Genomic DNA, 16,448 nt, shown 5'->3' with positions numbered 1-16,448 from the left:
AGCGAAGACATTGCGCGGGTCTGGGGGATCATTCCCCCGGACTTTCTCTTATTTCTTGAACTTGCGAAGCACCCGCCAAGCCAGTGCCTTGGCGCGATTGCGCGCCGGCCAGCGCCCCGGGGCCTTCGGCTTGAGCCCCAACTTGCGCAGCACACCGTTGAACGCCCGCGCGTCCGCCTCGGCAAAGCTCCATTCCGAGCGCCACGTGATCGAGAGCGAAACCGAAGGTTCGGTGCCGTTCCTCACGAAATGCGGCGCCATCACCGGCACGAACACGGCCTCGCCCGAACTCAGGGCGAATTCGCGGCCGCCCTCCAGCAGGTCGTCCCGCCATTTCAGCTCGCGGCCGCCGCCGGTGTGGTAGGTCTCGTGCACTTCGTCCGGTGCGAAGCGGGCGTTTCCGGCGGGAAACTGGGTCATGACCTTATGGCCGCGCACTTGCAGCAGGATGTTGTGCTCGGGGTCGAAGTGGTAGGGCGTGACGCCGCCGGCCGAGGTGATGAAGAGGAAGCCTTGCAGCTTCATCATGGCGCCGGTCTTTTCCTCGATCATCGGGCGCAGTTCGGCGAGCAGGTCCTCGAGCAGGCGGGCATAGTCCGGGTGCTGCTCGATATTCTTGATGACGGCCCAGGAATTGGTCGTCTCGATCTCGCGGATGGTGCGGCCGATGGGGATGCCGGTGGGCGCGGGCTTGCCGTCGATGCCGAGGGGCTGGTTGCCGAAGTTGTACTCGACCGAAGTGGCGGGCACGGTTTCCGCCAGCGCGGCGAGCGCTTCGAGTTCCAGCAAGGGGTGGCTGGTCAACGCATGCGGCAGCTTGTGCGGCACCTCGGGATAGTTCGCGGCCAGCAGCGCGCGTGCGGGCGGGCCGAAGACGGGATGGGCGGGGGCGTTCATGCAGAGTGTCCTGCGGGGTTTCGCGCGAGTTCGGCAGACAGGAACCGGCGGAAGAGGGCGCGGCGCACCGGCCCGCCGATGGCGATGGAGATGCGGCCAAGCGCGCGGCGCTCGCGCCAGATGTGGTCGATCATCGGGTGATCCTCGGCCGCGCAGCTGTCGGTCCAGGCGATCTCGGGGCGGGTGAGCATGTCGAGGTATTCGCGCTGGAGCAGGACGCCGGGCGAGAAACGGGCGAAGTCCTCGTCGAACGCGGTCTTGAAGGAGAAGGCGCCGGGCAGGGTGAGGAAAGTCGCCAGCATGGCGATGGGCTTGCCGTCGAGCCTGAGGGCGAGCCGTTCCAGTCGCCCGCGCGCAGCGGCGCCGGACAGCGCTTCGCGGAAGATGGCGCGGGTTGCGTTCTGGCTGGCCAGCGCCGAACCCGCGCTGCCTTTCCAGCCCGCTGCTTCGAGGGCGAGGAATTCGCCGGTCCAGTCTTCGAGACGGTCACTGCCGCGCAGACGCTCCACCGCAATTTCGCCGCATTCGGCAAGGCGGTTCCATTGGCGGCGGATTTCCTTGCGCTTTTTGCCCGATAGCGAGGCTTCCAGATAGGCGTCCGGCGAAAGGGGGGAGCGGAGCAGAGCGCGTTCCTCGCGGTGGACGATGGCTGACGTGCGATCGCCCAGTGCGGCAGTAAGGCCGCGATGAACCGGGCCGTCGAGCGACACCGCGCGCAAGTGCAGGAACATCTCGGTGCGTGCCGAACCATCCGCCCATTCGAGCAGGGCGCGCCAGAAAGGCCGTTCCGCCCCGCGCTCGATCAGCGGCGTGCCGAGAAAGGCGTTGGCGTGAAGCCAGCCGGCGAGGTTGGGTACCGGCCAGCGGTAATAGCGGCGGCTGCGGACGATCGGAAGCAGGCCGGCGAGACGCCCGTGGCGCTCGAAACGCAGCATCTCCACGCATTCCGCGCTGCCGAGATGGTGCAGGGACGGCAGCAGATACCAGCTTTCGTAGAACGGATTGGGCTCGCTGGCACGCTGGGCGAGGGCGTCCCACGCGCCGACCTCCGCGTCCATCGTTCGCCATGGCAGGCAGGCTATCGCACCTCCGTCATCCGGAACAACGCCGGGCTCGTCCTCGTGAAGCGGGGGGGAGGTCGTGAGCATGAGCGACCTTCTAACGCCTCGGTTTCAAGGAAACGCTAACGCGCTGGCCCGAAAAGCAGAAACCCCGGCGGATCGCTCCGCCGGGGTCTTGATGTGACTGATCGATCAACCCGCCGCCAGTGCAGCCAGTAGCAGCAGCGCGACGATGTTGGTGATCTTGATCATCGGGTTAACGGCCGGGCCGGCGGTGTCCTTGTACGGATCGCCCACGGTATCGCCGGTGACCGCGGCCTTGTGGGCCTCGGAACCCTTGCCGCCGTGATGGCCGTCTTCGATGAACTTCTTGGCATTGTCCCAGGCGCCGCCGCCCGATGTCATCGAAAGCGCCACGAACAACCCGCCGACAATCACCCCCAGCAGCAGTGCACCGAGGGCGGCAAAGCCGTTCTCCACCCCTGCCACGAACGAGATCGCGAAATAGACCGCGATCGGCGTCAGCACCGGCAGCAGCGAGGGCACGATCATCTCCTTGATCGCCGCCTTGGTCACCAGGTCCACGGTGCGGGCGTAATCCGGCTTGGACTCGTACGTCATGATGCCGGGATTGGCCTTGAACTGCTCGCGCACGTCCTTGACCACGTCGCCCGCCGCGCGGCCCACCGCCGTCATGCCCATGGCCCCGAATAGGTAAGGCAGGAGCGCGCCGAGCAGCAGCCCGACGATGACGTAGGGGTTCTCAAGGCTGAAATCGACGTCGAGATCGGGGAAGAACTCGCGCAGGTCCGTGGTGTAGGCCGCGAACAGCACCAGCGCGGCGAGCCCCGCCGAGCCAATGGCATAGCCTTTGGTCACGGCCTTGGTGGTGTTGCCCACGGCGTCCAGCGCGTCGGTCTTCTCGCGCACGCTGTCGTCGAGCCCGGCCATTTCGGCAATGCCGCCGGCATTGTCGGTGACGGGGCCGTAGGCGTCCAGCGCCACCACCATGCCCGCCAGTGCCAGCATGGACGTCGCCGCATAGGCGATGCCGAGCAGGCCGGCCATCTGATAGGCGATGATGATGCCGGCCACGATCACCACGGTGGGCAGCGCGGTCGCCTCGAGGCTGATGGCGAGGCCCTGGATGACATTGGTGCCGTGCCCGGTCTCCGATGCCTTGGCGATCGAGCGCACCGGGCGATAGCCGGTGCCGGTGTAGTATTCGGTGATCCAGATGATCAGCCCGGTGATGATGAGGCCGACCAGCGCGCAGTGGAACAGCGACTTGCCGGAGAACCCGGTGGTGCCGATCTCGGCGCCGATATCGCCCAGCGCGTAATCGATCGCCCACCAGATCGCCGGGATCGACAGGACCGCGGTGACCAGGAAGCCCTTGTACATGGCCCCCATGATGTTCTGCGATCCGCCCAGCCGCACGAAGTAGGTGCCGATGATCGAGGTGACGATGCACACGCCGCCGATCAGCAGCGGCAGCGCCATCAGGCCTTCGAAATTGGCGATGCCCTTCATCAGCAGCGCGGTCAGGATCATCGTGGCGCCCACGGTGACGACGTAAGTCTCGAACAGGTCGGCAGCCATGCCGGCGCAGTCGCCCACATTGTCGCCCACGTTGTCGGCGATGACGGCGGGGTTACGCGGATCGTCCTCGGGAATGCCGGCTTCCACTTTGCCGACAAGGTCGGCGCCCACATCGGCGGCCTTGGTGAAGATGCCGCCGCCAAGGCGCGCGAAGATCGAGATGAGCGAGGCGCCGAAGGCGAGGGCGGTCAGCGCCTGCACCACGGTGCGATCCTCACCGCCGACGGTGTGGCCGCTGGGGCCGGTCAGATACCAGTAGAACACCGCGATCGCGAGCAGCGCGAGGCCGGCGACGAGCATTCCGGTGATGGCGCCCGCGCGGAAGGCCAGCGTCAGGCCCGCTTGCAGCCCGGTCTGGGCGGCGGCGGCAGTGCGCACGTTCGAGCGGACCGAGATGTTCATGCCGATGAACCCGGCCACGCCCGAAAGGATCGCGCCGATGACGAAGCCGATGGCCGAGATGTGCCCCAGCGTCAGCGAAATGATGATGGCGACGACGACGCCGACGATGGCGATGGTCGAATATTGCCGCTTCAGATAAGCCTGCGCGCCTTCCTGAATGGCGGCGGCGATCTCCTGCATCTTGTCGGACCCGGCCGGAGCGCCGAGAACTTGTCTGCTGGTAATGAAGCCATAGAGAATGGCCAGAAGCCCCAGGATAATTGCGATCGTGACTGGATTCACAAAACGCCCCCTTTTCCCACGCGAACATTCGCTATTTTCGACGGTTTTTCCCGTTCTGGACGTAAAGGGCTATAGACAAGGAGGATTACTGGCAAGCGCCTTCATCCGAAGTCGATTTTGTCGGTGAGAGACTTTTTCGGAGGCGGCAAGCGAGGTGCTGAGCGAGCGTCCACTTTTCGGCGTTTCAGGCCTCGATGTTTATGAGCGGAATGTCGGGGAAAGCGGACGTCGCCCCGCCCACTCCGCTCATCCTGAGCTTGTCGAAGGATGGGGACCTTGCGCCCCGGCTTGGGGGCTTCGACAGGCTCAGCCTGAGCGGGTTGGAGAGGTCAGCTTGGTCGGGGAGTGTGGCCATTGCTCCACCCACCCCGCTCATGCTGAGCTTGTCGGAAGCATGGGAAGCCCAGCGCCCCGCCTCGGGGGCTTCGACAGGCTCAGCCTGAGCGGGTGGGGAGGTCTGATTTGGGTGGGAAGATGTCTTTTCGGCCCCCATGAACAACCGGCGGCTATCGGGTCGGTTGCCAGCGGCACGCTACGACTGCAATGTCGGGGGAAGCAGACATCATAATGGCGAGAGCTGTCATAAACTTTGCGAGCCGCTGCGAATGTCGTTCAATCTGTTCTTAATGGCGAGCCACCCCAGCGTCAGTAGGATCGCGAAGAGATAACGAACAGCGGCGGGAAGGCTGCAGCGATCACAAACCAGAAACGCAAGATAGAGGCAAGCAACGTACGAGACCCAAATTCCTACGACTAACAGTACATAAGTTGTCTTCGTCATTCGCTCCAACCCGAAAACATCAAGGCAGCCCGAAGCATTATCAGTCGGCACAACGTCTGCAAAGTTGGCGAGTACCGCCAGGCGGCTACGAGGTATCTCCGGACTTATGGTCAGCGGCAGGGCTCGAACCTACACCTCGGTTTCACGAGGACCGTTGTGACGATACGTCTACCAATTCCGTCACGCGGACCGATCCGATATGCCCATCGCCTTGCGCTTCGGCAATGACTGCTTTGTTGGCGTGACCGAAACGGCAGCTTACTTGTGCAAATCCCGGATAACCGTCATCGTAATCGCCGCCGCGCAAATCCGCAGGGACGCCTAATGCTGATAGCCGAGCCGGTCCGGCAGCGAAATCGGCGCGCCTTTCCATTCCAGAACGATGCCGCTGCCCTCGGAAACCGTGCCGATGGCGTGGATCTGCGTATCGAGCCCCTTGGCGGCCGCGCGCAAGTAGGCGCTGTGTACGGTGGGGGCGGTGAACAGCAGGACGTAGTCGTCGCCTGCCGTCATTGCGGCGATGCGTTGTTCGACGTCTTCCCCCGCCACAGCCCGATAGGCGTCTGAAAGCGGCACTTCGGATGCGTCGAAATGGATGGCGACGCCGCTGGCCTCGGCCATGCGGCGGGCGTCGATCAGCAGGCCGTCCGATACGTCCATCATCGCGCTGGTCAGCGGGGCCAGCGCGGCGCCCAGCGCCGGTTCGGGCATCGGACGGCGATAGCGGTCGATCAGCCTGGCATGGTCGGGGCTGACGTCCCTGACCTGGTCGGACAGCAGGGCGAGCCCAAGACCGGAATCGCCCAGCGTGCCGCTGCACCACACCACGTCGCCCGCCTGCGCGCCGCTGCGGGTGGGCACGGGCACGTCCTCGAGCCCCCGGCCGATGGCGGTGAGCGAGAAGCTGCGCGCCGAGCCGCGCGGCATGCGCACGGTGTCGCCGCCGAGCAAGGGCAGGCCGAAATGGCGGCAGGCTTGCTCCATCCCGCCAAGGAAGGCGCGGTCCCACTCGTCTTCGCCCAGCGCATGGGACTTGAGGCAGCCGAGCGGCTCGGCGCCCTTGGCGGCAAGGTCGGAGGCATTCACTGCCACCAGCTTCCAGGCGATGCTTTCGGGCGGATCGTCGGGCAGGAAGTGGATGCCCTCGACCAGCGTGTCCATCGTCAGGACCAGCTTTTCGCCGCCGATCTCGAGTACGGCGGCATCGTCGGCAAGGCCGCGCGCGGCCGGGCTGACGGCAATCGCGCGCAGGGCTTCGATGAAGGCGAATTCGCGGGTCATGGAAATGACAATGGGCCCGGCAGGGCCCATTGTCGAGATCGGGAGTGGGCGCCGATGCTGCGCAAAAAGCTCAGCGGACGGCCTTGGCGACGGCATCGAGCACGCCGTTGACGAACTTCGCCTCGCGCGCATCGAAGAAGGCGTGGGCAACGTCGAGATATTCGCCGATTGCCGCGCCGGTCGGCACGTCGGGGCGGGCCAGAAGCTCGTAGGCGCCGGCGCGCAGGATCTGCAGCATGGTCTTGTCGAGACGGGCGAGCGACCAGCCTTCGGCCAGCTTGCCGGAGAGCAGTTCGTCGATCTCGTCGCGGCGGGCGATCACGCCCTTCACCACGTCGTCGAAGAAGGCGACTTCGGCCTTGGCGTACTGATCCTCGTCGATTTCCGCGCCAAGCCGGTGGCGGTGGAATTCGTCGAGCAGGATGGCCTGCGCGGTGCCTTCCATCTCGAACTGGTAGAGGGCCTGGACGGCGGCAAGGCGGGCGGCCGAGCGGGCCTGCTTGGAATTGGGCTGGGAATTGCTCATTGGGAAAGTCTCACGGAAATGGAGCGCGCGTGCGCGGGAAGCCCTTCGGCATCGGCAAGGGCAACGGCGGCGGGGCCGATGGCCTCAAGCGCCGCAGAATCGAGCTGGATGAAGCTGGTGCGCTTCATGAAATCGAGGACCGACAGGCCCGAGGCGAACCGCGCGCGGCGCCCGGTGGGCAGCACGTGGTTGGGGCCGGCGACGTAATCGCCCACCGCTTCGGGGGTCATGCGGCCCAGGAACACCGATCCGGCGTGGCGGATCTGGCGGAACAGTGTTTCGGGATCGTCGGTGGCGATCTCGACATGTTCGGCGGCGAGGGCATCGGCCAGCGCCGGCGCCTCGTCGAAGCTGCCGACGACGACGATCACGCCGTAGTCGTTCCACGACTGGCGCGCGGTCGCCTCGGTGGCGAGGGCGGAGAGTTCGATCTCCACCGCCTCGGCCACGGCGTCGGCATAGGCGGCATCGTCGGTGATGAGGATCGACTGCGAGGTCGGATCGTGCTCGGCCTGGCTCAGGAGGTCGGCGGCGATGCGGCGCGGTTCGTTCTTGGCGTCCGCGATGACGAGGATTTCGCTGGGCCCCGCCACCATGTCGATGCCGACGACGCCGTAGAGCTGGCGCTTGGCCTCGGCCACCCAGGCATTGCCAGGGCCGGTGATGACGTCGACGGGCGCGATCCGCTCGGTGCCGTAGGCAAGCGCGCCGACGGCATGGGCACCGCCCACGCGCCAGACTTCGTCGACCCCGGCAAGATGCGCGGCGGCCAGGACAAGCGCATTGACTTCGCCCCCGGGGGTCGGCGTGACGACGACAAGACGCTCGACGCCCGCGACCTTGGCGGGGATCGCGTTCATCAGCATCGAGGAGGGATAGGCGGCGCGGCCGCCCGGCACGTAGAGCCCGGCGGCATCGACCGCGCGCCACACCGCACCAAGGCGTACACCGGCGGCATCGGTATAGTCGCGGTTCTCGGGAAGCTGGGCGGCGTGATAGGCGCGGATACGCGTCGCGGCGAGTTCGAGCGCCTCGCGCAGTTCGGGCTTGAGGGCCTCGAACGCGGCGCGGCAGGTTTCGGCGTCGATGCGCCAGCCGGTCTGATCGAGATCGTGGCCGTCGAACCGCGCGGTGTAATCGGCCAGCGCCGCGTCACCGCGTTCCCGCACGGCGGCGAGGATATCGGCGACGTCACGGGCAACATCGGTCGCGCTCTCGCGGCGGTCGGCAACGACGCGCCGGAAGGCCTCGGCGAACCCGGCATCGCTGGTGAAAAGACGCTGCATCAGGCGGCGGCCTTGTGCTTGGCGACCAGCGCCCGGAAGGCATCTACCAGCGCGGCGACACGCTCGTCGGTCTTCAGGGCCGCGCGGTTGACGATCAGGCGCGCGGAAATGTCGAGGATGCGGCTCGTCTCGACGAGGCCGTTCTCCTTGAGGGTGCGCCCCGTGGAGACGAGATCGACGATGCGGCTCGACAGGCCGAGCGAAGGCGCCAGTTCCATCGCGCCGTTCAGCTTCACCACTTCGGCCTGGACGCCGAGTTTCTCGTAGTGCTTGCGGGTGAGGTTCGGATACTTGCTGGCAACCCGCAAGTGCGAGGGCAGGGCGCCGCCCTGTTCGCCTTCCCGCTCGGCGACCGAGAGGCGGCAGTGGCCGATGTCGAGGTCAACCGGGGCGTAGAGGTCGGGGTAGGCGAACTCTTCCACCACGTCGGAACCGACGATGCCGACTTGCGCCGCACCATGCGCCACGAACGTCGCGACGTCGAACGCGCGCACGCGGATCAGGCGCATGTCGCTGTTCTCGCACGCAAAAGAGAGCGCGCGCGACTTCTTGTCGTGGAACTCGGCCTCGGGCACCACGCCGGCGTGCGCCATCAGCGGCAGCGCTTCGTCGAGGATTCGGCCCTTAGGCACGGCAAAGATCAAGGGTGTCGGCATGGTGCGCGCATGTAGGCTGGGAGCGCGAAAAGGGCAACCGGCGATAAAACCGGTGCGAGTTGGTTTGGAAAATCCGCTTGCGGCGGATTTTCCAAACCGAATGCTTACTCGCCCGGCGCGCGGGCCTTGATGGCGAGGGCGTGGACGCGGTTGCCGGGAATGTCGCCGAGCGCGGCGTTGACGAGGCGCTGGCGCTGGAGACGCGAGACGCCGGCAAAGGCGGGGCTTTCGATCGCAATCGTGAAGTGCGATTCGCCGCTGCCGTCATCGCCCGAATGGCCGCGATGGGTCGCGGAATCGTTGATCACGTCAAGCTGGGTGGGGGCGAAGGCGGCGACCAGCAGTTGCCGCATTTCCTGTTCGAGTGGTCCGTTCATGGCTTCCATTTAGGCGCTTGATCCCCCATCTGGAAGCCGGTGAGACATTCTAGATTTCATGGAAGGGTCGAATCCGGCGGACGCGTGTGCAGTTGGCCGGGGTGCGACGAGGCGGGCGAGTTCCGCGCGCCGGGCGGGCGCACGCCCAGTTTCGACGGGCCGGGCGACTATCGCTGGTTCTGCCTCGACCATGTGCGCGAGTTCAATTCGGGATACGACTATTTCGACGGCATGAGCGCGGAAGAGATCTTCCGGGCCCAGTCGCCGCTGCATGGCTGGGAGACGCAGACCCGCGCGTTCCGGCCCGATGCGGGGGTGGACGGGGCGCCGAAATGGGCTGACTTCGCCGATCCGCTGGATGCGATCAGCGGCAGGGCGAGGGCGCATATGCGCCAGCGTCAGGCCGACATGAAGGCGGACATGCACCCGCAGAACGCCCGTTTCACGCCGGACGAGCGCCGCGCGCTGGGGGTGCTGGGGCTGGATGGCAACATCGATCGCAAGACCCTGCGCCTGCGCTACACGCGGCTGCTGCGCCAGTATCACCCGGACCACAACGGCGGCGATCACGGGCATGCGAGCAGGTTGCAATCGGTGGTCGAGGCCTATCAGCTGCTCAACAAGGCCAGCGCTTTCGCCTGATCAGCCGCTGCGCAGGACTTTCCAGCGCGCCGCCGCATTGGCGCCGTAGATCCGCACCACGTCCTTGCCGGAATAGAACACTTCGTACTGTTCGGCCCGTTCGGGCAGCGCGACCCATGGTTGCTTGCTGCTTGTGAAGATATGCACGTTGGGCGGGAAGGCATCGGGATTGTCCAGCGTGCCGACGCGGAGGTAATCGGCCTTGTCGCCTGCGCCGCTGTAGTGGCTCCAGAGCGCGACCTTGCAGGTCGGGCAGCGCAGGATCGCCTGCCCCTTGCCGCTGAGCGAGGGCGTCTCGATGCGTTCCGGTACGGTTTCGCCGATCAGTTCCACCCGGTCCGCCTCGATCACGGCATTGAGCGCGAAGGCACTGCCGGTTTCACGCTGGCACCAGCGGCAATGGCAGCAGTGGACGACGATGGGGGCGTCCAGCAGCCGGTAGCGGACCTGGCCACAAGTGCAGCCGCCTTCGCTGCCCTCGCTCACGGGGCTTTGCCTTCGCAGATTTCGGCCAGCTGATCGGCGCAGGCGGACCAGCCCTGTTCGAAGCCCATGTCCGCGTGCTGCTGCATGGTTTCGGCGTTCCAGTGGCGGGCGCGGGCGGTGTAGCGGGTGCCGCTGCCTTCGGGTTCGACTTCCCAGATGCCGATCATGAAGGGGCCGGATGGCTGGAAATCGCCGGTCACGGCGTCGGTCGTGATGAAACGGCGGCCTTCGTCGTAGGCGAGATAGATACCGTTCTGCGGCGCGACTTCGCCTTCCGGGCCGTACATCGTCATGCGGCAGACGCCGCCGGGGCGCTTGTCCTGCTCGTCCACTTCGACGCGCCAGGGGCGGGGGCACCACCATTCCTCCTGCCGGTTGGCGAGAACGTCCCACACGTCGCTGACAGGCGCGTCGATATGGCGGGTGATCGACAGTTCGTGGCTGGTCGCGCTCACGGGCATCTCTCCGAAAGTGGTGTCAGTCGCGGTCGGGCGCTCCGAGCGGGAAGTAGGAGCGGTACGGGCGGGCCTCGTCCACGCAGCGCGCAACTGGCGGCAAGGCCAGCAGACGGGCGCGCCATTGCCGCAGGCGGGGCAGTTCTTCGGGGATCGGGTGAACCCAGTCGGCATAGAACAGCGAAGGCGCTGCCGCGCATTCGATCAGCGTGACCTGGTCCATCGCCGGATAGAACTGCAGCCAGCCTTCCAGCCAGGCGTAGCTGCGTTCGAGCCGGCCACGCGCTTCGGCGCAGCGGGCCAGGTCCGGCGCAGCGGGCGAGCGGATATGTTCGTCCACCACCACCTGCATCACGTTCATCACGTAATTGTCGAAGACCCGGTCCAGCATGCGGATCGCGGTGGCGGCATCGGGGTCTTCCGGGATCAGCGTGCCCGCGCCGATATGATGGCGGTCAAGGTATTCGAGGATCGAGGTGGTCTCGAACAGCAGGTTCTCGCCGTCCCGCAGCACCGGGAACTTGCCCTGCGGCCCGGCGGTCTGGACCACTTCGACGTTTTCCGGATGGTCGGCGCCGACCATGCGGAACGTGAATGGCACCTCGTAGGCGTAGAGCGCGATCAGCACCTTCCACGTGTAGGACGAGAAGGGATGACCAAAGAGTTCGAGGCTGGGGCCGGGATTCATGCCGCCGTCCCTGCCAGTGCGGCCTCGATGGCGGCTATGTCGATCTTGCGCATCGTCATCATCGCTTCCATCGCCCGCCGGGAGGCGGCGCGATCAGGATTGGTGAGGGCGTCCGACAGGGCCCTGGGGGTGATCTGCCACGACAGGCCCCACTTGTCCTTGCACCAGCCGCACATGCTCTCCGCGCCGCCGTTGCCGACGATGGCGTTCCAGTAGCGGTCGGTCTCTTCCTGCGTTTCGGTCTCCACCTGAAACGAGAAAGCCTCGGTTTGCGGGAAGTGCGGGCCACCGTTGAGGCCGAGGCACTCGATCCCCATCACCGAGAACTCGACGGTGAGCACATCACCCGCCTTGCCGTCGGGATAGTCGGCGGGCGAGCGGGTCACCGCGGTGACGACAGTATCGGGAAAGACGCCGGCGTAGAAGTTTGCCGCTTCCTCCGCCGCGCCGTCATACCAGAGACAGATGCGGTTCTTGGCGCGGCGCGGCCGGGCGGTCATTTCTTCATCTCGGCAATCAGCGTGTTGTCCACCGCCTTCGCGGCCTTGTAGGCATCGCGGGCCTGAAGCCGTTCGGCATAGGCGACGAAAGCGGGGCGCGGCGGCATCGTGCCGAATGTCAGGCCCCAGTCCACCGCGCTGTCGACATAGACGTCCGCCATCGTGAACCGTGCGCCGCAGACCCAGTCCCGCTTTTCGAGGTGCTTTTCCAGCGTGCTCATCGTGCGCTCGAAGCTGCCCCAGCCGGCCATCATTTCCTGTTCGGGGGCGGGTTCGCTGTTGAAGTGGCGCGACATGACCGCCTGTTCGACCGGCCCCGAGGCGAAGAACGTCCAGCGCAGATAGTCCGCCATTTCCGTTTCGCTGGGCAGGAGGCCGGCTTCGGGGTTCATCTCCGCAAGGTAGAGGCAGATCGCGGCGGCTTCGGTCACGACCCGGTCGCCGCTATCGGCATGATGGACAAGCGTGGGCACTTTGCCCATCGGGTTGATGTCGAGGAAGCCTGCGGGCTTCTCCTTCCACTCGACAATCACCTGGTCGTAGTCCGCACCGGCCTCGTGGAGGGCCCAGCGGGCGATCTGGCCGCGCGACATGGGGTTGGTGTAGAAGGTGTAGTCGGCCATTCCCGGTGCTCCTCGCAGTCACGTCCTGGCTGGAACAATTATGGAACAAAAGCCCGCCGTCAAGCCATGATCGACGGGCTGCCCGCATCAGGCGCCCTTGGGGCCGACGACACCGAAACCTGCCCCTTGCGGGTCCATGGCAACAATGATCCAGTCGCCGCCGGGGACTTCGTGCGGCCCCATCAGCACCGTTCCGCCATGGGCCTCGATCGCCGACTTCGCCGCCGTTATGGAGGGGACGCCGAAGTAGAACAGCCACATCGCCGGTTGCTGCTCGCTCTGCCGCTGCATGATCGCGCCGAGCGTCTGTCCGTGGTGGCCGATGAAGCAGTAGTCGCCCATGTCGCCCATCGACATCTTCTCGTTGAACGTGAAGCCGAAGTGCCTGGCATAGAAGGCCATGGAGGCGGCCTGGTCGGGGCTGGCGAGTTCGTTCCAGCGCACGTGCTGGTTCTCGGTAGCCGAAAAGACATCGCTGACGGCGCCGGCATCGTCCGGATCCTGACCATCGCTGGACAGTGATTGTCCGGCGGGGGACACCGGCTTCATCAGGTAGATCGGCACGCCTTGCGGATCGGCGACCATGGCGATGCGGCCGACCGGCAGGTCGAAGGCGGGAAGCCGCTCGCGGCCGCCGGCGGCGACGATCGCATGGACTTCGGCATCGACGTCGTCGACCGCGAGATAGGGCAGCCAGCAAGGGCGGGCGCCGCCCATGGCCATGTCCTGCGTGATCTCCATGGCGCCGCCGGCCATGCCGCCATCGTCCCGGCCGATCATGCGGTAGTCCATGCCCTCGGCGTCGGGATCGGGCTGCGGCGAGATGGTCCAGCCGACCACCGCCTTGTAGAAGGCGGCGGCGCCGTCGATGTCGCTGGTGAGAAGCTCGTACCAGATGAAGCTGCCAACCGGGTTACCCATCGTCATTCTCCCACCGCGACGACGCGCTGGAACCCGCCGAAGATCATCCGGGCGCCGTCGAACGGCGGCGGGTTGGTCTGCGGGTCGAAGCGCGGATCGTTCTTCATCAGTTCGCCGAGCAGGCCCATCTGGCGGTCGCGGGTCTCCTTGTCGGGCCATTCGATCCAACTGAAGCAGACCGTTTCGTCCTCCCTGGCGGCGACGGCGCGGTGGAAGTCGGTCTGCTGACCGTGGGGAACGTCGTCGCCCCAGCATTCCCAGACGCGGATGGCGCCATATTCGATGAAATAGTCGTCGAATTCACGCGCGTGGGCGATGAACCGGTCCTTGCTTGCAACAGGTACGGGGATCACGAAACCGTCGACATAGGCCATGGCTGTATCTCCTGTGGGACTCACTCTCCTGTGGGGGCGACGTAGGCTTCAAGCTGTTCGGCAAGCGCGCGGGCAAAGGCGGGGCGGTCCTCGCCGCGTGCCTTGTAGGCGGCAAGGGCCGGGAACTCGGCGAGGATATCCGTGTGGTCGAGCAGGCGCAGCACGGTGACCATCAGCACGTCGGCGATGGAGAAGGGGCCCGCCAGCCAGGCGCGCTCGCCCAGTGCCTTCTGGAGCGAGGCCAGTTTGCGCCGGGCCTGCTTGACGGCGCCGGGGCGGGCCTGTTCCGCCCAGGGTTCCTGCGCGAAAAACAGGTCCAGCCCGTTCAGGTGCGCAAGCGCCGGTTCGACCGAGTTGCCGGCGGCAAACAGCCAGGTGATCGCCTGCCAGCGCGCCTGCGGGGCCGTGGGCAGCAGGTGCGGGTCCTGTTCGCCGAGATAGAGCAGGATCGCGCCGCTTTCGAACATGCGGATCTCGCCATCGTCGAAGGCGGGGACCTGCCCGAAGGGCTGCCATTGCCGGTACTCGCCGCTGCGCGGGGCCATCGCGTCGATCAGGTCGAGCCGGTAGTCGCGCCCGATCTCCTCCAGCGCCCAGCGGATGCGCAAGTCGCGCACGTGTCCGCGCACTTGCGGCGGCACGTTGCTGAAACCGCTGATCACCGTTGCCGCGTCGTCGCACAGGGGCATCTGTCGTCTCCCATCGAGCATCGTACCACAAGTTTGCTCAGGAACGGATCATTCAAGCGTTCCCGAACGGCGCACTTGCGGCGAATCGTTATTGCCATGGGCTGCGCTTCAAGGTTACGAAAAGCAACCATGAAGTTACTAAATGAAACTGATGTGACGCCGAAGCGCGCCGGGGCTGCGTCAGTCTCCGCGCCTGCCCGCCATGGGCGCTGGTATGACGATGCCTGCGGTGCATCGCTGGCGCTGGAACTCGTCGGCGAACGCTGGTCGCTGCTGATCGTGCGCGAGATGCTGCTGGGCCCGCGCCGCTTCAACGAACTGCGCGGCGCGCTGCCCACGCTGAGCGCCAAGGTCCTGACCGAGCGTCTGGTGGCCTTGGAGGCTTCGGGCATCGTCCGGCGCATCCGCATGGCGCCGCCCGCCTCGGTGCAGGTCTATGGACTCACCGAATGGGGGCAGGGGCTGGAGCCGGTGCTGCTGGAACTGGTGCGCTGGGGGCTGCGCGCGCCGGGGCACGATCCGGCGCTGGCGTTCACGCCGGTGGCGCTGATGCTGTCGCTGCGCGCGCTGATCGATCCGGCCCGCGCCGGCGATCTCTCGCTCTGGGTGGAATTCGACATAGGCGCGCAGAAGTTCGCCGCCCGGCTGCGCGGGGGCGAGCTTGCCATCCACCCGGCCGGAGAGGGCATGAGCGCGCCGGACCTGCGCTTCATCGCGGCCAGCGCATCCGATTTCCTGCCGGTGTTCTACGGCAAGCGCAGCCTTGGCGAAGCGGTGGGCAAACTCAAGGTCGGCGGCGATCCGGCGCTGGCCGGGCGGTTCATCGACCTCTTCGCGCTGCCGCCGAAGTTTCGCGGCTGACGGGCGGGGCGGTGTTCAAACCCTGTTGCGGTGCAGCGCCCGCTTGTCTACGCGGTTAGGCACGATGACTGAGACCATGAAAGCCGAGAGTCGCGACGCCACCGTGCTGGCCGCCCCCGATATCGAACTCGACGTGCGCGAGACCTTCGGGATCGATATCGACATGAAGGTGCCCGCCTTCTCCGTGGCGGACGAACGCGTGCCCGATCTGGACGAGACTTATGTCTTCGACCCGGACACCACCCTCGCGATCCTGGCGGGCTTTGCCTACAACCGCCGCGTGATGGTGCAGGGGTACCATGGCACCGGCAAGTCGACGCATATCGAGCAGGTGGCCGCGCGCCTCAAGTGGCCGTGCATCCGCATCAACCTCGACGCGCATATCAGCCGTATCGACCTGATCGGCCGTGATGCGATTGTCCTGCGTGACGGGCTTCAGGTCACCGAATTCCGCGAAGGCCTGCTGCCCTGGGCGCTCCAGCACCCGGTGGCGCTGGTGTTCGACGAATACGACGCGGGCCGTCCGGACGTGATGTTCGTGATCCAGCGCATCCTCGAAACCGAGGGCAAGCTGACGCTGCTCGACCAGAACCGCGTGATCCGCCCGGACCGGAACTTCCGCCTGTTCGCCACGGCCAATACCGTCGGCCTTGGCGATACCTCGGGCCTCTACCATGGCACCCAGCAGATCAACCAGGGCCAGATGGACCGCTGGAACCTGGTGGTCGGCCTCAATTACCTGCCGCAGCCGGTCGAGACGGAAATCGTCACGAAAAAGGTGCCGCAGGTGGATGCGGGGATCATCGCCAACATGGTCAAGGTTGCCGACTTCTCGCGCCAGGGCTTCATGAACGGCGACATCTCGACCGTGATGAGCCCGCGCACCGTCATCACCTGGGCGCAGAACACCGCGATCTTCAACGACGTGGGCTTTGCCTTCCGCCTCTCGTTCCTCAACAAGTGCGACGAGACCGAGCGGGTGATGGTTGCCGAATACTACCAGCGCGTGTTCGGCACCGACTTGCCCGAAAGCGTTGTCGCCAAGGCCTGACGGCCTG

General features: G+C 66.1%; 19 protein-coding genes and 1 tRNA gene. 3 read left to right on the top strand and 17 right to left on the bottom strand.

Annotated features, from left to right (window positions below; translation table 11 throughout):
• Nucleotides 1–48 precede the first annotated feature (48 nt).
• The 9 genes from OKA11_RS03370 to OKA11_RS03330 all read right to left on the bottom strand — a co-directional run bounded on the left by OKA11_RS03370 (nt 49) and on the right by OKA11_RS03330 (nt 9,151).
• Complete coding sequence (locus OKA11_RS03370; RefSeq protein ID WP_267218809.1) at nt 49–897, bottom strand: cupin domain-containing protein; 849 nt, start codon at nt 895–897, stop codon at nt 49–51.
• Nucleotides 894–1,955: a GNAT family N-acetyltransferase gene (locus OKA11_RS03365; protein ID WP_267218807.1), complete on the bottom strand. Its 1,062-nt coding sequence runs from the start codon at nt 1,953–1,955 to the stop codon at nt 894–896. Before OKA11_RS03365 ends, OKA11_RS03370 begins: the two co-directional genes overlap by 4 nt.
• 195 nt (nt 1,956–2,150) lie before the next feature.
• Nucleotides 2,151–4,244: a sodium-translocating pyrophosphatase gene (locus tag OKA11_RS03360; protein WP_267218806.1), complete on the bottom strand. Its 2,094-nt coding sequence runs from the start codon at nt 4,242–4,244 to the stop codon at nt 2,151–2,153.
• 888 nt (nt 4,245–5,132) lie between these two features.
• Nucleotides 5,133–5,216: transfer RNA gene (locus OKA11_RS03355), tRNA-OTHER, on the bottom strand.
• 130 nt (nt 5,217–5,346) lie between these two features.
• Nucleotides 5,347–6,306: a thiamine-phosphate kinase gene (gene thiL, locus OKA11_RS03350; protein WP_267218805.1), complete on the bottom strand. Its 960-nt coding sequence runs from the start codon at nt 6,304–6,306 to the stop codon at nt 5,347–5,349.
• 70 nt (nt 6,307–6,376) lie between these two features.
• Nucleotides 6,377–6,832: a transcription antitermination factor NusB gene (nusB, locus tag OKA11_RS03345; RefSeq protein WP_267218804.1), complete on the bottom strand. Its 456-nt coding sequence runs from the start codon at nt 6,830–6,832 to the stop codon at nt 6,377–6,379.
• Entirely contained in the window at nt 6,829–8,118 is a 1,290-nt protein-coding gene (hisD, locus tag OKA11_RS03340; RefSeq protein WP_267218803.1) for a histidinol dehydrogenase, read from the bottom strand. The genes nusB and hisD overlap by 4 nt, the downstream gene beginning before the upstream one ends.
• Nucleotides 8,118–8,774 (bottom strand): ATP phosphoribosyltransferase, encoded by a 657-nt coding sequence (gene hisG, locus OKA11_RS03335; RefSeq protein WP_267218802.1) that lies wholly within the window; start codon nt 8,772–8,774, stop codon nt 8,118–8,120. Before hisG ends, hisD begins: the two co-directional genes overlap by 1 nt.
• 104 nt (nt 8,775–8,878) lie before the next feature.
• The gene (locus OKA11_RS03330) at nt 8,879–9,151 is read right to left on the bottom strand and encodes a BolA family protein (protein ID WP_267218801.1); all 273 of its coding nucleotides are present in this window, start codon (nt 9,149–9,151) and stop codon (nt 8,879–8,881) included.
• Nucleotides 9,152–9,190: 39 nt separating this feature from the next.
• On the opposite strand from OKA11_RS03330, the gene OKA11_RS03325 reads away from it, so the two are divergent.
• The gene (locus OKA11_RS03325) at nt 9,191–9,793 is read left to right on the top strand and encodes a DnaJ domain-containing protein (protein ID WP_267218800.1); all 603 of its coding nucleotides are present in this window, start codon (nt 9,191–9,193) and stop codon (nt 9,791–9,793) included.
• Here OKA11_RS03325 and OKA11_RS03320 read toward each other — a convergent pair whose 3' ends face one another.
• The 8 genes from OKA11_RS03320 to OKA11_RS03285 all read right to left on the bottom strand — a co-directional run bounded on the left by OKA11_RS03320 (nt 9,794) and on the right by OKA11_RS03285 (nt 14,529).
• Nucleotides 9,794–10,279, bottom strand: coding sequence for a GFA family protein (locus tag OKA11_RS03320; RefSeq protein WP_267218799.1), 486 nt, complete (start codon nt 10,277–10,279; stop codon nt 9,794–9,796).
• The gene (locus OKA11_RS03315; protein WP_379489378.1) at nt 10,276–10,734 is read right to left on the bottom strand and encodes an SRPBCC family protein; all 459 of its coding nucleotides are present in this window, start codon (nt 10,732–10,734) and stop codon (nt 10,276–10,278) included. The genes OKA11_RS03320 and OKA11_RS03315 overlap by 4 nt, the downstream gene beginning before the upstream one ends.
• Before the next feature lie 22 nt (nt 10,735–10,756).
• Nucleotides 10,757–11,422 carry a glutathione S-transferase family protein gene (locus tag OKA11_RS03310; protein WP_267218796.1) on the bottom strand — a complete coding sequence of 222 codons (666 nt, stop codon included), beginning with the start codon at nt 11,420–11,422 and terminating at the stop codon, nt 10,757–10,759.
• Nucleotides 11,419–11,922: a VOC family protein gene (locus OKA11_RS03305; RefSeq protein ID WP_267218795.1), complete on the bottom strand. Its 504-nt coding sequence runs from the start codon at nt 11,920–11,922 to the stop codon at nt 11,419–11,421. Before OKA11_RS03305 ends, OKA11_RS03310 begins: the two co-directional genes overlap by 4 nt.
• Nucleotides 11,919–12,545: a glutathione S-transferase family protein gene (locus OKA11_RS03300; RefSeq protein WP_267218794.1), complete on the bottom strand. Its 627-nt coding sequence runs from the start codon at nt 12,543–12,545 to the stop codon at nt 11,919–11,921. Before OKA11_RS03300 ends, OKA11_RS03305 begins: the two co-directional genes overlap by 4 nt.
• 87 nt (nt 12,546–12,632) lie before the next feature.
• The gene (locus OKA11_RS03295; protein ID WP_267218793.1) at nt 12,633–13,466 is read right to left on the bottom strand and encodes a VOC family protein; all 834 of its coding nucleotides are present in this window, start codon (nt 13,464–13,466) and stop codon (nt 12,633–12,635) included.
• A 2-nt stretch (nt 13,467–13,468) separates the two neighbouring features.
• The gene (locus tag OKA11_RS03290; RefSeq protein ID WP_267218792.1) at nt 13,469–13,840 is read right to left on the bottom strand and encodes a DUF1428 domain-containing protein; all 372 of its coding nucleotides are present in this window, start codon (nt 13,838–13,840) and stop codon (nt 13,469–13,471) included.
• 20 nt (nt 13,841–13,860) lie between these two features.
• Nucleotides 13,861–14,529, bottom strand: coding sequence for a glutathione S-transferase family protein (locus OKA11_RS03285; RefSeq protein WP_267218791.1), 669 nt, complete (start codon nt 14,527–14,529; stop codon nt 13,861–13,863).
• Nucleotides 14,530–14,682: 153 nt separating this feature from the next.
• On the opposite strand from OKA11_RS03285, the gene OKA11_RS03280 reads away from it, so the two are divergent.
• Together OKA11_RS03280 and cobS are read left to right on the top strand one after the other, a co-directional pair.
• On the top strand, nt 14,683–15,390 hold the full coding sequence (locus OKA11_RS03280) for a winged helix-turn-helix transcriptional regulator (RefSeq protein WP_267218790.1): 708 nt from the start codon (nt 14,683–14,685) through the stop codon (nt 15,388–15,390).
• A 76-nt stretch (nt 15,391–15,466) separates the two neighbouring features.
• A complete protein-coding gene (gene cobS / locus OKA11_RS03275) occupies nt 15,467–16,441 on the top strand; it encodes a cobaltochelatase subunit CobS (RefSeq protein WP_379489377.1) in 975 nt (324 codons plus the stop codon).
• Nucleotides 16,442–16,448 lie beyond the last annotated feature (7 nt).

Origin of the sequence: Novosphingobium clariflavum (assembly GCF_026420865.1) — a bacterium.
Lineage (GTDB): Bacteria > Pseudomonadota > Alphaproteobacteria > Sphingomonadales > Sphingomonadaceae > Novosphingobium > Novosphingobium clariflavum.
The sequence above is the reverse complement of the archived record's forward strand: the minus strand, read 5'-3'. Positions and strand labels throughout refer to the sequence as shown.

Coding starts and splice junctions, on each gene's coding strand:
- OKA11_RS03370 (WP_267218809.1), bottom strand. CDS start 897: ATGAACGCCCCCGCCCATCCCGTCTTCGGCCCGCCCGCACGCGCGCTG.
- OKA11_RS03365 (WP_267218807.1), bottom strand. CDS start 1,955: ATGGACGCGGAGGTCGGCGCGTGGGACGCCCTCGCCCAGCGTGCCAGC.
- thiL (WP_267218805.1), bottom strand. CDS start 6,306: ATGACCCGCGAATTCGCCTTCATCGAAGCCCTGCGCGCGATTGCCGTC.
- nusB (WP_267218804.1), bottom strand. CDS start 6,832: ATGAGCAATTCCCAGCCCAATTCCAAGCAGGCCCGCTCGGCCGCCCGC.
- hisD (WP_267218803.1), bottom strand. CDS start 8,118: ATGCAGCGTCTTTTCACCAGCGATGCCGGGTTCGCCGAGGCCTTCCGG.
- hisG (WP_267218802.1), bottom strand. CDS start 8,774: ATGCCGACACCCTTGATCTTTGCCGTGCCTAAGGGCCGAATCCTCGAC.
- OKA11_RS03330 (WP_267218801.1), bottom strand. CDS start 9,151: ATGAACGGACCACTCGAACAGGAAATGCGGCAACTGCTGGTCGCCGCC.
- OKA11_RS03310 (WP_267218796.1), bottom strand. CDS start 11,422: ATGAATCCCGGCCCCAGCCTCGAACTCTTTGGTCATCCCTTCTCGTCC.
- OKA11_RS03305 (WP_267218795.1), bottom strand. CDS start 11,922: ATGACCGCCCGGCCGCGCCGCGCCAAGAACCGCATCTGTCTCTGGTAT.
- OKA11_RS03300 (WP_267218794.1), bottom strand. CDS start 12,545: ATGGCCGACTACACCTTCTACACCAACCCCATGTCGCGCGGCCAGATC.
- OKA11_RS03295 (WP_267218793.1), bottom strand. CDS start 13,466: ATGGGTAACCCGGTTGGCAGCTTCATCTGGTACGAGCTTCTCACCAGC.
- OKA11_RS03290 (WP_267218792.1), bottom strand. CDS start 13,840: ATGGCCTATGTCGACGGTTTCGTGATCCCCGTACCTGTTGCAAGCAAG.
- OKA11_RS03285 (WP_267218791.1), bottom strand. CDS start 14,529: ATGCCCCTGTGCGACGACGCGGCAACGGTGATCAGCGGTTTCAGCAAC.
- cobS (WP_379489377.1), top strand. CDS start 15,467: ATGAAAGCCGAGAGTCGCGACGCCACCGTGCTGGCCGCCCCCGATATC.